General features: G+C 45.7%; 13 protein-coding genes, 1 tRNA gene, 1 rRNA gene, 1 other RNA gene and 1 other annotated feature. Of the genes, 14 read left to right on the forward strand and 2 right to left on the reverse strand.

Annotated elements, in window-relative coordinates:
* The first annotated feature begins 281 nt into the window (after positions 1–281).
* The 6 genes from guaB (at position 282) to VP98_RS17025 (ending at position 6,538) form a co-directional block, all read left to right on the forward strand.
* Positions 282–1,745, forward strand: coding sequence for an IMP dehydrogenase (gene guaB / locus VP98_RS17000; RefSeq protein WP_046176583.1), 1,464 nt, complete (start codon positions 282–284; stop codon positions 1,743–1,745).
* A gap of 143 nt (positions 1,746–1,888) precedes the next feature.
* Positions 1,889–3,229, forward strand: a complete 1,341-nt coding sequence (locus VP98_RS17005) for a serine hydrolase (RefSeq protein ID WP_269431513.1) — start codon at positions 1,889–1,891, stop codon at positions 3,227–3,229.
* A gap of 108 nt (positions 3,230–3,337) precedes the next feature.
* Entirely contained in the window at positions 3,338–4,219 is an 882-nt protein-coding gene (pdxS, locus tag VP98_RS17010) for a pyridoxal 5'-phosphate synthase lyase subunit PdxS (RefSeq protein ID WP_046176585.1), read from the forward strand.
* Positions 4,219–4,812, forward strand: a complete 594-nt coding sequence (pdxT, locus tag VP98_RS17015; protein ID WP_046176586.1) for a pyridoxal 5'-phosphate synthase glutaminase subunit PdxT — start codon at positions 4,219–4,221, stop codon at positions 4,810–4,812. The genes pdxS and pdxT overlap by 1 nt, the downstream gene beginning before the upstream one ends.
* Positions 4,813–4,844: 32 nt before the next feature.
* Positions 4,845–5,063: a binding site (T-box leader), on the forward strand.
* Between the two features lie 42 nt (positions 5,064–5,105).
* Positions 5,106–6,386 carry a serine--tRNA ligase gene (serS, locus tag VP98_RS17020; RefSeq protein WP_046176587.1) on the forward strand — a complete coding sequence of 427 codons (1,281 nt, stop codon included), beginning with the start codon at positions 5,106–5,108 and terminating at the stop codon, positions 6,384–6,386.
* A gap of 59 nt (positions 6,387–6,445) precedes the next feature.
* Positions 6,446–6,538: transfer RNA gene (locus VP98_RS17025), tRNA-Ser, on the forward strand.
* A 66-nt stretch (positions 6,539–6,604) separates the two neighbouring features.
* On the opposite strand, the gene VP98_RS17030 is transcribed toward VP98_RS17025, so the two are convergent.
* A complete protein-coding gene (locus tag VP98_RS17030) occupies positions 6,605–7,891 on the reverse strand; it encodes a LysM peptidoglycan-binding domain-containing protein (protein WP_046176588.1) in 1,287 nt (428 codons plus the stop codon).
* A gap of 46 nt (positions 7,892–7,937) precedes the next feature.
* Positions 7,938–8,486: an isochorismatase family cysteine hydrolase gene (locus tag VP98_RS17035; RefSeq protein ID WP_046176589.1), complete on the reverse strand. Its 549-nt coding sequence runs from the start codon at positions 8,484–8,486 to the stop codon at positions 7,938–7,940.
* A 61-nt stretch (positions 8,487–8,547) separates the two neighbouring features.
* On the opposite strand from VP98_RS17035, the gene tadA reads away from it, so the two are divergent.
* The 8 genes from tadA to VP98_RS17070 form a co-directional block, all read left to right on the forward strand.
* Positions 8,548–9,030 (forward strand): tRNA adenosine(34) deaminase TadA, encoded by a 483-nt coding sequence (tadA, locus tag VP98_RS17040; RefSeq protein ID WP_046176590.1) that lies wholly within the window; start codon positions 8,548–8,550, stop codon positions 9,028–9,030.
* Positions 9,031–9,075: 45 nt separating this feature from the next.
* Positions 9,076–9,340: signal recognition particle sRNA large type (ffs, locus tag VP98_RS18665), an RNA gene on the forward strand.
* Positions 9,341–9,460: 120 nt separating this feature from the next.
* Positions 9,461–11,182: a DNA polymerase III subunit gamma/tau gene (gene dnaX / locus VP98_RS17045; RefSeq protein WP_046176591.1), complete on the forward strand. Its 1,722-nt coding sequence runs from the start codon at positions 9,461–9,463 to the stop codon at positions 11,180–11,182.
* Between the two features lie 24 nt (positions 11,183–11,206).
* Entirely contained in the window at positions 11,207–11,527 is a 321-nt protein-coding gene (locus VP98_RS17050; RefSeq protein ID WP_046176595.1) for a YbaB/EbfC family nucleoid-associated protein, read from the forward strand.
* 16 nt (positions 11,528–11,543) lie between these two features.
* Positions 11,544–12,140: a recombination mediator RecR gene (gene recR, locus VP98_RS17055; RefSeq protein WP_046176592.1), complete on the forward strand. Its 597-nt coding sequence runs from the start codon at positions 11,544–11,546 to the stop codon at positions 12,138–12,140.
* A gap of 15 nt (positions 12,141–12,155) precedes the next feature.
* The gene (locus VP98_RS17060; RefSeq protein WP_046176593.1) at positions 12,156–12,374 is read left to right on the forward strand and encodes a YaaL family protein; all 219 of its coding nucleotides are present in this window, start codon (positions 12,156–12,158) and stop codon (positions 12,372–12,374) included.
* A 38-nt stretch (positions 12,375–12,412) separates the two neighbouring features.
* Positions 12,413–12,613 (forward strand): pro-sigmaK processing inhibitor BofA family protein, encoded by a 201-nt coding sequence (locus tag VP98_RS17065; protein ID WP_046176594.1) that lies wholly within the window; start codon positions 12,413–12,415, stop codon positions 12,611–12,613.
* A gap of 315 nt (positions 12,614–12,928) precedes the next feature.
* Positions 12,929–13,194: ribosomal RNA gene (locus tag VP98_RS17070) — 16S ribosomal RNA — on the forward strand; the annotation flags it as partial.

Consider the following 13,194-nt stretch of genomic DNA (forward strand, 5'->3'; position numbering starts at 1 on the left):
AAAGACAACTTGAGAAATCAGGTTGTCTTTTTTGTTGTATTTTTTTCTGAACAGGCTACAATAAAACAAAAGAATTATGTGAAATCAAGAAGGAATGCATGCTGCAATGCTGGAATTTGTAGAATTCCGAGCTTTTTATTGTTTTAATAAACCGGTTTCTTTAATGTTCGGATTTTAGTTCGAAAATTCCAAAAAATCTAACTTCTAAACCGAACCTTGACAGTATACCCGTTCAATTGATAACCTACTAATAATATTTTTCGGTGAGGGAGGCTTTAAATATGTGGGAAGATAAGTTTAAAAAAGAAGGATTAACGTTTGATGATGTACTGCTCGTGCCAGCCAAGTCTGAGGTGCTTCCAAAAGATGTGTCGTTAAAAGTAGAATTAACGCCAACCTTGAAATTAAACATTCCAATGATCAGCGCAGGAATGGACACTGTAACAGAGGGGGAAATGGCGATCGCCATGGCGCGCCAGGGCGGCCTGGGGATCATTCATAAAAACATGAGCATCGAACAGCAGGCTGAGCAGGTAGATAAAGTAAAGCGCTCAGAAAGTGGTGTTATCACTGATCCTTTCTTTTTAACGCCTGAGCATCAAGTGTTTGATGCCGAGCATCTGATGGGCAAATACCGTATTTCCGGTGTTCCAATCGTAAACAACGAGGAAGAACAAAAGCTTGTTGGTATCCTGACAAATCGTGATCTTCGTTTTATTCAGGATTATTCAATCCTTATTACAGACGTTATGACAAAAGAAAATCTTGTAACAGCTCCAGTAGGCACTACCCTTGAAGAAGCTGAAAAAATTCTTCAAAAGCATAAAATTGAAAAGCTCCCTCTTATTAATAAAGATGGCGTATTAAAAGGCCTCATTACAATTAAGGATATTGAGAAAGTAATCGAATTCCCGAACTCAGCGAAAGATGCTCAGGGCCGTCTGCTTGCTGGTGCAGCAGTTGGGGTAACGGGCGACACAATGAAACGTGTTGAAATGCTTGTTAAGTCCCATGTAGACGTTATTGTAGTCGATACAGCTCACGGACATTCAGCAGGGGTTATTAATACAGTAAAAGAAATTCGTTCTGCTTACCCTGAATTAAATATTATTGCCGGAAACGTGGCAACAGCTGAAGCGACTCGTGAATTGTTCGAAGCGGGAGTAGATGTTGTGAAAGTGGGAATTGGGCCGGGCTCCATCTGTACGACTCGGGTTGTTGCAGGTGTAGGAGTGCCGCAGATTACAGCTGTCTACGACTGTGCGACAGAAGCCCGTAAGCACGGCAAAGCGATTATCGCGGATGGCGGTATTAAATATTCAGGAGATATTGTAAAAGCGATCGCTGCAGGCGGTTCAGCTGTAATGCTTGGCAGCCTGCTTGCCGGCACGACAGAAAGCCCGGGCGAAACGGAAATCTTCCAGGGGCGCCGCTTTAAAGTATATCGCGGTATGGGATCAGTCAGCGCGATGGAAAAAGGTTCAAAAGACCGCTATTTCCAAGAGGATGCAAAGAAATTTGTTCCGGAAGGCATTGAGGGGCGGATCCCTTATAAAGGTCCTTTATCTGACACACTGTATCAGCTGACAGGCGGTCTTCGTTCTGGAATGGGCTATTGCGGTACAAAAGACATCATTGCACTTCGTGAAGAAAGCCAGTTTATCCGTATGACAGGAGCAGGCCTTCGGGAGAGTCATCCGCATGATGTACAAATTACAAAAGAAGCACCGAACTACTCATTGTAAAATAAAAAACCTGTCCAGACCCGGACAGGTTTTTTATTTTCGTCATATGACTGAAACATCTAGGTCGTTTCTCGTCTATTTTTACCGTGAAAATGTGTGGTACAATAACGAAAGTGTTGCAAAATAAATGGAGGGTTTTGAGCGTGAAAAAAAGAAATGGGTATCGGATTAGCGCTGTTTTATTAAGCGTACTGTTGTTTGTGGGATTGTTTTCTCCAATTCAAATGAAAGCCAGCGCGGCTTTTGATGTAAATGCAGCGGCTGCTGTGTTAGTTGATGCAGAGACAGGTCAAGTGTTGTATGAAAAAAATAGTGATCAGCAGCTCGGTGTGGCGAGTATGTCCAAAATGATGACCGAATACCTGCTTCTTGAAGCAGTGAAAGAAGGAAAAGTCAGTCTGGATGATACATACCAGGTGTCAGACTATGTATATACTATCTCCCAGGACCGGAGTTTATCCAATGTTCCGCTCCGTGCGGATGAAACGTATAAAATCCAAGAGCTATACGAAGCGATGACAATCTATTCTGCTAATGCGGCGACTATTGCCATTGCGGAAAAAATTTCAGGTTCAGAAGCCGAGTTTGTGAAATTAATGAATAAAAAAGCAAAAGAATTCGGTTTAGAAAAAGCAAAATTCGTTAATGCAACGGGCCTGAATAACAAAGATTTAAAAGGAAACCATTCAACTGGTACCCAAACTGATGAAAATATGATGTCCGGACGTGATGTGGTAACTCTTGCTTATCGTTTAGTAAATGATTACCCGGAAGTATTAGAAACAGCCGGAATTCCTAAAAAGAAATTCCGTGAAGGAACCGATGATGAAATTTCGATGGAAAACTGGAATTGGATGCTTCCTTCTTTGGTTTTTGCTTATGAAGGAATGACAGGATTAAAAACAGGAACAACCGATTTTGCCGGATACTGCTTCACGGGAACGGCAGAACGAAATGGCCAAAAGCTTATTGCGGTTGTAATGAATGCAACGAATGAAAGCGGGGAAGGCACTTATAATGCCCGCTTTACTGAAATGAAAAAATTGATGGATTACGGGTTTACCCAATTTGAACGCCAGGAAATCGTGGCGGCTGGAAGTGCCATAAAAGGAGCCGAAACACTCCCTGTCCAAAAGGGTAAGGAGAAAGAAGTAAAGTTAAAGGCAGCTTCAGATCTATCGATTTTCGCTCCAAAAGGGTCAAATCCGAAATATAAGACAGGTGTTACATTAAATAGTTCGGATTTAAATGAAAATGGAGAGCTTGTTGCCCCGGTAGAAAAAGACAAAGTGGTTGGTTTTGTCTCTGTGAAGGATGACCAGGGACAGGCAGTTCCATTTTTAAAATCAGCTGGGAAGACAAACGTACAAACAGCCCAAAACATAGAAAAGGCGAATTGGTTTGTTTTATCTATGCGGGCCGTTGGCGACGGAATTTCCGGTGGCTGGAACTGGATTGTAGATAAAGTAACTGGTTGGTTTTAATGAAAATCACCTTCTGCTATTGACAGAAGGTGATTTTTCGTGTTTATTAAGATTTAAGTATTTCACAAAAAATCAGACCTTTCTGATCAATATAGGAGGAATAATGAGATGAATACAGGTACAGACCGCGTAAAACGAGGAATGGCGGAAATGCAAAAAGGCGGCGTTATTATGGATGTCGTAAATGCAGAGCAGGCGAAAATTGCCGAAGAAGCAGGTGCAGTAGCGGTAATGGCGCTTGAGCGTGTTCCTTCAGATATTCGGAAAGCAGGCGGCGTTGCCCGTATGGCAGATCCTCGTATTGTAGAAGAGGTGATGAACGCTGTAACGATACCGGTAATGGCAAAAGCGCGTATCGGACATATTGTTGAAGCTCGTGTACTTGAAGCGATGGGCGTTGATTACCTGGATGAGAGTGAAGTGTTAACACCGGCTGATGAAGAGTATCATCTGCTAAAAAGTGATTTCACTGTTCCATTTGTATGCGGCTGCCGTGATATTGGCGAAGCGGCGCGCCGTATTGGCGAAGGTGCTTCTATGCTTCGCACAAAAGGCGAGCCGGGAACAGGCAATATCGTTGAAGCGGTCCGTCATATGCGTAAAGTAAACGCACAGGTGCGCAAGCTTGTTCATATGAACGAAGATGAAGTTATGACAGAAGCAAAAATCCACGGCGCGCCTTTTGAAGTATTAATGCAAATAAAAAAAGAAGGCCGTCTTCCGGTTGTGAACTTTGCGGCAGGAGGCATTGCAACACCGGCGGATGCAGCTCTTATGATGGAGCTTGGAGCAGATGGTGTATTCGTTGGATCTGGTATTTTCAAATCAGAGAATCCGGCTAAATTTGCCCGTGCGATTGTCGAAGCAACGACTCACTACCAGGATTATAAATTAATTGCTGAACTTTCAAAAGAACTTGGTGAGCCAATGAGAGGCCTTGAAATTGCCGGTATTGCTGCAGCCGACCGTATGCAGGAGCGCGGCTGGTAATGGCGAAGATCGGTGTACTGGGGCTGCAGGGAGCCGTTCGTGAGCATGTTCGCTCTATTGAAGCGAATGGAGCGGAAGCAGTCGTTGTAAAGCGGCCGGAGCAGCTGGATGAGCTCGATGGCTTAATTCTTCCGGGCGGAGAAAGCACGGCGATGCGCCGCTTGATTGACCGCTATGGATTTATGGAACCGCTGCGTGCGTTCGGAAAATCCGGACGGCCGATGTTTGGGACATGTGCCGGATTGATACTGCTTGCGGGTGAAGTGATTGGATACAAAGAGCCGCACCTTGGCCTGATGAATATTACAGTTGAACGGAATTCCTTTGGCCGCCAGAAGGAAAGCTTTGAAGCAAATCTCTCTATTAACGGAGTTGCTGATGATTATAATGCGGTGTTTATCCGGGCACCGCACATTGTTTCAGCGGGAGAAGGGACAGAAGTGCTGGCAGAGTGCGACGGCCGTATTGTGGCTGCGCGCGACCGGCACTATCTGGGCTGTTCGTTTCACCCGGAACTGACTGATGACCACCGTATCACCGCTTATTTTATCGGTATGGCGGAACAGGTAAAAGCACCGCTTGCACATTCATGAAAAATGTAGTAAATTGATTTCAAACCAAATAGGAAAACGCGATGAAGGAAGCTAGTAGCTTGAATTTCTTCTTAAGAGAGCCGGTGGGTGGTGCGAACCGGCGTGGAAACCGGGTGAATCCGTTCTGGAGCGGGATGCTGAACATAAGAAGTAGGCATTGACCGGCGCAGGCCGTTAAAACGCTGTTTGAGAGGAAAGCATAAATGCTTTCAATCAGGGTGGCAACGCGGAATTCAACTTCCGTCCCTTTTTACAGGGACGGAAGTTTTTTATTTTTAAAGGAGGAATTCAATATGCTGGATATGAAATATTTACGTTCAAACTTTGAAGAAGTAAAAGAACGCCTGAAATTCCGGGGCGAGGATATGAGTGCGTTTGAGGATTTTGAAGAACTGGAGAAAAAACGCCGTTCTTTGCTCGGGAAGGCAGAAGAACTTAAAAGCAGACGAAACAATGTGTCACAGGAAGTCGCGCGCTTAAAAAGAGAAAAACAGGACGCAGATGCATTAATTACGGAAATGCGTGAAGTTGGAGAAAAAATTAAAGAGCTTGATGCCGATCTCCGGGAAACAGAAGAAAAGCTTGAACAGCTCATGCTTCGCATGCCAAACATTCCGCATGAAAGCGTACCTGCGGGTGATTCGGAAGATGATAATGTAGAGATTCGCCAATGGGGAGAAGTGCCGGCATTTTCTTTTGGAGCAAAGCCGCATTGGGACTTGGCAACTGATCTCGATATTCTTGATTTTGAACGTGCCGGCAAAGTAACCGGAAGCCGCTTTACCTTTTATAAAGGAATGGGGTCAAAGCTGGAGCGGGCCCTGATCAGCTTTATGCTGGACCTGCATACGGAAGAACACGGCTATATAGAAATGATGCCGCCATATATGGTCAACCGGACAAGCATGACAGGTACCGGCCAGCTGCCGAAGTTTGAAGAAGATGCATTTCGAATTGAAGCGGAAGATTATTTTTTAATTCCGACAGCTGAAGTGCCGGTGACAAACTATCATCGTGATGAAATTTTAAATGGCGAGGATTTGCCGATTTCTTACGCAGCGTACAGTGCCTGCTTCCGTTCTGAGGCAGGCTCTGCCGGGCGCGATACACGCGGGCTGATTCGCCAGCATCAATTTAATAAAGTGGAAATGGTCCGCTTTGTAAAGCCGGAGGATTCATATAAGGAGCTGGAAATATTAACAGGGCATGCGGAGAAAGTGCTGCAGCTGCTTGGACTTCCGTACCGTGTTCTTGATATGTGTTCGGCTGACCTTGGATTTACAGCGGCAAAAAAATATGACATTGAAGTCTGGCTTCCAAGCTATGATGCGTATAAAGAGATTTCTTCTTGCTCTAACTTTGAAGGCTTCCAGGCGCGCCGGGCCAATATCCGTTTCCGTCGCGAGAAAAACGGCAAGCCCGAGCACGTGCATACATTGAATGGTTCCGGACTTGCGATCGGCCGTACCGTTGCTGCTATTTTGGAAAATTATCAGCAGGAAGACGGCAGTATTCTTATTCCAGAGGTTCTTCGTCCATACATGGGCGGCAAAGAAAAAATTGAAAAAAAATAAGTCGAATCGTGTTGACAGGATAATTTACATTATGATAAATTAATTCTTGTCGACACGACGGAGGAATACCCAAGTCCGGCTGAAGGGATCGGTCTTGAAAACCGACAGGCGGGTCAAACCGCGCAGGGGTTCGAATCCCCTTTCCTCCTCCATTTTTAACATACATGCATAATTGGAGATATGAATGCCCATCTGGTTTTCCAGGTGGGCATTCTTTTTTATTTTTTAATAATGGTAAAACGATCGGAAAGCAAAAGCCAGTTTTGCGGGAATGAGAAGCCGAGTCTCCAGTAGGCAATGCCGCGCAGCTTTAACTCTTTCAAGAGTGAAAATTTCGCGTCAATGGAACGGGCATCCTCGAACCAGATTTTATGAACAGTGCCATCCTCAGCGGTATAATCAATGAATGGGGCCTGGGCGGTGAAATCGTAACGGATAGATGCTCGATAACGGGCGGCCCGCCGTATTGCTTCCTGCGGGCTGATTGCCCGTGCCGGCGGGTTTCCCTGCCGGTATGGAAGTGTCCAATCATAACCATATAAATTTTGCCCCATGACGATTTTAGAGGCCGGCATCTCTGTTAAGGCGTAAGTTAACACATTGCGGACCGGCCCGATCGGAGAAACAGCCATCGGCGGCCCGCCGCTGTAGCCCCACTCGTATGTCATAATAACGGAGAAATCAACAATTTCACCGTGTGCTTTATAATCGTGTGCTTCATACCACTGCCCTCTTTGGGCTGCGCTCGTTTTGGGAGCGAGCGCTGTTGAAATGGTCTTTCCCTCACTGCGGAAGCGCTGTGCGGCACGGCGGAGAAATTCATTGTAGGCTTCTCGATCCTCTGAACGCAAATATTCAAAATCAAAATGAATATCCCGGAAGTTTGTTTGTCTGGCAATCCGGCTTATGTTGTTTAAAAAAGTTTGCTGGACGGCTGCATCAGTGAGTAAAATGTGTCCGAGCTCTGCACTAAACTGGTCATTTTCTAAATTTGTAATATTCATCATTAAGACAGTGCCGTTTTGTTCGGCGATAGATGGCAATGGGCGGATAGTCGGTTCCTCAAGGGAGCCGTCCCGGTTTGCGTTATAACTAACCGGAGCAAAGTAGGTGAGCTGTGGAGCGGCCTCCCGTGCCTGGCTTAAGGTGGCTGCAGAGTAGCCGGATGCAGTTGGCTGAACGTAGCCAATTGATTCAATGCGTGTTTTAGCCGGAGATGGAATCCGCAGCTGCCGGCCGATTTGCAATGGAGCGGACTGGGATAATCCATTGATCCGGACAATTTCTTCTACCGTAACCCCGTACTGTCTGGAAATTTTCCAAAGGCTGTCTCCGGCGGCAACTACATGGAATCTTCCGGCAACAGGAATAACCAATGCCTGCCCGACAACAAGCTGGGCTGCATTGGGGAGCTGGTTTGCTTCGCTTATTGCTTGCACGGTTGTCCCATACCGCCGTGCAATTTGAAAGAGTGTGTCTCCGCTTTTCACTACATAAATATCCATATGCCGTTCCCCCTCTCCCTATATGTGTACATGGGGGGGAGGTTTCTTATGACAAAAGCTCAATTAAATCTTTTGCAGGACGAATGTCTGCATTCAACACGTTTTCCATCATGCCAAGTGCGTATTCATTGAATTTTGCTTCCTCTGATGCAAGAGCATCTTTTGGTATATAAACACCGAATTCACGCATATAAGCGTCATTGGCTGTGAAAAATACACAAATATTCCCGGCTACTCCGGTAACAACAACTGATTCTACATCCAGTTCTTCGAGTAAAGTATTCAAAGCGGTGCCATAAAATGCGGAATGTTTTGGCTTAATTAAAAAGTAGTCTTCATCGCCAGGTTTGATTTCCTGTATAATAGGATCGCTTACTTCATTGGAAGCATAATCCGTAATAAGGTCGATATCCGCCTTCCAAAGTCCGTAATGGTCATTTATATAAATAACAGGCCATTGCTTATTGTGAAAGTGCTCCTTTAATGTCAGAATGGGCTCAATGGTTTCCCTGGTGAATTCGGCCAGCTCTTTTCCTTTTGGAAATTGGAAATCATTAATCATATCGACAATAAGCAATGCGCATTTTTTAGTCATGATATTTCCTCCTTTACTTCTATATAGTTCTTACCCGAATTTTAATGAAAGGAGCATGTAAATGGATGAATTTTTTATGAACCTGGCAATCGAGGAAGCAAAAAAAGCGGAACGTCTCGGAGAAGTGCCGATCGGAGCGGTTATTGTGAAGGACAATAAAGTTATTGCCTCCGGCTACAATTTGCGGGAAACGACCCAGAATGCCGTTACACATGCAGAGCTTTTAGCCATTCAAAGCGCATGTGAAGCAACGGGTGCATGGCGGCTTGAGGGTACGACACTTTATGTCACGCTTGAACCATGCCCAATGTGCAGCGGGGCCATTTTGCTGTCGCGTGTGGAGCGGGTTGTTTACGGAGCTGTCGACCCAAAAGCAGGCTGTGCCGGTACGCTGATGAACCTGCTTGAGGATGAGCGCTTCAACCATCGCTGTGAAGTTGTCCCGGGTGTCCTGGGAGAGGAGTGCGGCACGATGCTCACGCAGTTTTTTCGGAACATCCGGCAAAGAAAAAAGGAACTAAAAAAGCAGCAGCAGAGTAAATAGTTTCCACGTTGATTTTTTTGCCTCCGGGTAGTATAATAGATCTTGCCGTGCTAAGTGGGGAGGTAGCGGTGCCCTGTATCCGCAATCCGCTCTAGCGGAACTGAATTCCTTCTCGAGGCTGTTTAATTGTGGGGCCTGCCTTTTGTAAGTGGTGTTGACGTCTGGGTCCTGCGCAATGAGAACCCATGAACCATGTCAGGTCCGGAAGGAAGCAGCATTAAGTGGACCCTCTCATGTGCCGCGGGGCAGCCTGGGCTGAGCTAACTGCTTAAGTAACGCCTGTGATTGGCAGTCGACAGAAGGTGCACGGTATTACATAATAAACGCTAACGAGACGTCCGGTTTGCCGGACGTCTTTTTGTTTCCATTAGAATAGAAAAGGTTTGTCTGTTCGTTTATAATAAAACTAGAAAGATGAAGGGGGTAAAGAATGAGCTATCAGGCATTATATCGTGTGTGGCGGCCGCAGAACTTTGCGGATGTCGTTGGGCAGGAGCACATAACAAAAACGCTTCAGAATGCTCTCCTTCAAGACAAAATTTCACATGCCTATCTTTTTTCAGGCCCGCGTGGTACCGGAAAAACGAGCGCAGCAAAAATTTTAGCAAAGGCGGTAAACTGTGAGAACGGGCCGGCAGCGGAGCCATGCAATGAATGTGTGTCATGCCGGGGAATCCTGGAAGGTTCGATCCAGGACGTTATCGAAATTGATGCTGCTTCCAATAATGGTGTAGATGAAATTCGGGATATTCGCGATAAAGTAAAATACGCACCAGGCTCTGTCCGGTACAAAGTGTATATTATCGATGAAGTGCATATGCTTTCAACAGGTGCTTTTAACGCCTTATTGAAAACACTCGAAGAACCGCCATCTCATGTGATCTTCATTTTGGCCACCACTGAACCGCACAAAATTCCTTTGACGATTATTTCCCGCTGCCAGCGGTTTGATTTTAAGCGAATTACGGCCCAGTCAATTACTGGCCGCATGACTCTTATTTTAAATGAAACAGGTACAGAATTTGATGAGCAGGCACTGCCGATTATTGCCCGTGCCGCAGAAGGCGGAATGCGGGATGCCCTCAGCCTGCTTGATCAGGCCGTTTCCTACAGCCGAGGCCGCTTGTCGGAAGAGGACGCGCTGACCGTCACAGGAGCAGTCGGCCAGAGAATGCTGCATGCAACGGCACGTGCTGTCTATGAACAAAACGCAGCTGAAGCTGTCCAGACATTAGGCGGGCTTTTAATGGAAGGGAAGGACCCGGTTCGTTTTACTGAGGATTTAATTTTATATTTCCGCGATATGCTTCTTTTTAAAATGGCTCCCGGTCTTGAAGAGTCAATGGAGCGGACAATGGCGGATGAGGATTTTATCGAAATGTCCGGCCTGTTTGCCGAACCAGCCATCTATGAGTATATTTCTATTTTGAATAAAGCACAGCAGGATATGAAATTTACAAACCATGCACGCATTTACCTGGAAGTGGCACTGGTGAAAATGTGCCGCCTGCATATCAAGGCTGAATCCTCTGCATCCGGCCAGGAAGCCGCCGGATTGGCGGAGAAAATAAGCCGTCTTGAGCAGGAGATACAGGAGTTGAAAAACCGGCCTGCTGGCATAGCGGGAGAAGAAGCTGCAAAACCGGCACCTAAAAAAGCATCACGCCCGGGCAGTCAATTTAAAGCTGCTGTGCCGCAGATTGAAAAAGTGCTTTCCGAAGCCACCAAGCAGGACATTCAAAACATTAAAAGCCGCTGGGGAAATATGATTGGCTACTTGAATGACCGGCAAATGCGTTCACAGGCGGCTCTTTTAAATGATGCCGAGCCTGTCGCTGCGTCTGGCGACTCATTTGTGTTAAAATTCAAATATGAAATTCATTGTCAGATGGCATCCGATAACAAAGCATTTATGGATTCGATTTCGACGATTTTAAATGAATTAACCGGCAAGCCATACCGGCCGCTTGTAGTGCCAGAGGCAGCCTGGCTGGATATTCGCCGCTCTTTTTTGAAAAAGCAGAAGGAAGAAGGCGTTTATACGCCGCCGGCTGACGGTCAGGAAGAAGATGTGCAGGAAATGGAGGAAGACCCTCTTGTTTCAAAAGCATTGGAGCTTGTTGGAGAAGAATTTCTTGAAATTAAAGACTAATTTAATTGGAGGATGATGAAGATGATGCGTGGCGGAGGAATGGGCAATATGCAAAATATGATGAAGCAAATGCAGAAAATGCAGAAGCAGATGCAGCAGGCACAGGAAGAACTTGCGGAAAAGCAGTTTGAGGGAACCGCAGGCGGCGGTATGGTAAAAGTGACACTGTCCGGCCAAAAGCAAGTGACGGATGTTCAAATTCAAGAAGAAGTTGTTGATCCAGACGATATCGAGATGTTGCAGGACCTTGTGCTTGCCGCAGTAAATGATGCATTGAAAAAAGTAGATGATGAAACGAACCAGACAATGGGGCAGTTTACGAAAGGGATGAACCTTCCTTTCTAAAGAGGAGGAATTGCGGATGTACTATCCCGAACCAATAACGAAGCTGATTGACAGCTTCATGAAATTGCCGGGCATAGGGCCAAAAACAGCGGCTCGTCTGGCTTTTTTTGTGCTGAGTATGAGAGAAGAAGATGTACTTGGTTTCGCCAAAGCGCTTGTAAATGCAAAACGTGATCTTGGTTACTGTTCTGTATGCGGCCATATTACAGATCAAGATCCATGCTCAATTTGCAAAGATGAACGGCGCGACCGGAGCATTGTGTGTGTAGTCCAGGATCCGAAAGACGTCATCGCTATGGAAAAGATGAAAGAATACAATGGGCTTTACCACGTTCTCCACGGTGCTATTTCACCGATGGAAGGGATTGGGCCGGAAGATATTAATGTTCCGGACCTCGTGAAACGCCTGCAGGATGAAACAATTAAGGAAGTAATACTGGCGACCAATCCGAATATTGAAGGCGAAGCTACTGCTATGTATATTTCAAGGCTGTTAAAGCCGTCCGGCATCCGCACAACGCGTATTGCCCACGGTCTTCCAGTTGGAGGCGATCTTGAATATGCGGATGAGGTGACGCTTTCTAAAGCTCTCGAAGGCCGCCGCGAGCTATAAGGAGTGGGATCAGGTATGTTTTTTCGTAAAAAGCAAGCACTGCGCAGTGTATATGATGAAAAATTAATTCAGTCACTGGACCGGTCAAGAACAGAATGGTTTAAGCGCCGTGAACTTCTGCGAATCAGCTTTGAACAAAATAATGAGCTTGAAGCACAGGCGAAGGCGGCGCAAGCGAAGTATTTCTTTTTGTTTAAAGAAGCGAAAAAACGCAAAATCCGCATAAAAGAATAAACTCTTTCCATACGATAAAGGGGAAGGAGTGAAATCATATGCGGAATATCAGCACGCTTCTGTTTGCTTTGTTCAAGAAAATGATAGCGGGCGCTTTCTTTTTGTATATTGCCAATATAGTAATCCAGCAGACAGGAGTTCATATTACAATGAATCCAATTACGGCTTTTCTCGCTGGATTTTTGGGACTGCCGGGTGTTGTCTGCCTGGCAGCTGCTCACTTTTTTATTTTCGGGTAAAGAAAAAATGTTTGACAAATATTACGCTTGTTAGTATAGTAATAAAGTTGCTGCTGGACAGACAACAGTTTAACATTAAAAACTATTGACACCTTAACCGGTCTAATGGTATGATGTTATAGCTGTCGGAGAGATGGTGCAATAAATTGAACATTGAAAACTGAACAAAATCATAAAAACGTCAACGTTTTAATTTTTTACTTCTATTTGGAATACACCCCGTATTTCAAATAGAAACTCGAGTTAAGGAACATCGGCTAAGTTCGCAGCGTCCTGCTGCAATGCCGATGTCAGCACATCCGTGTGCAAGCAAACTTTTTGGAGAGTTTGATCCTGGCTCAGGACGAACGCTGGCGGCGTGCCTAATACATGCAAGTCGAGCGGACTTGACGGAGCTTGCTCCGTTCAAGTTAGCGGCGGACGGGTGAGTAACACGTGGGCAACCTGCCCTGCAGATTGGGATAACTCCGGGAAACCGGGGCTAATACCGAATAACATGGGAAACCTCATGGTTTCCTTTTAAAAGGCGGCTTCGGCTGTCACTGCAGGATGGGCCCGCGGCGCATTAGCTAGTTGGTGAG

Origin of the sequence: Domibacillus indicus (genome assembly GCF_000970685.1) — a bacterium.
GTDB lineage: Bacteria > Bacillota > Bacilli > Bacillales > Domibacillaceae > Domibacillus > Domibacillus indicus.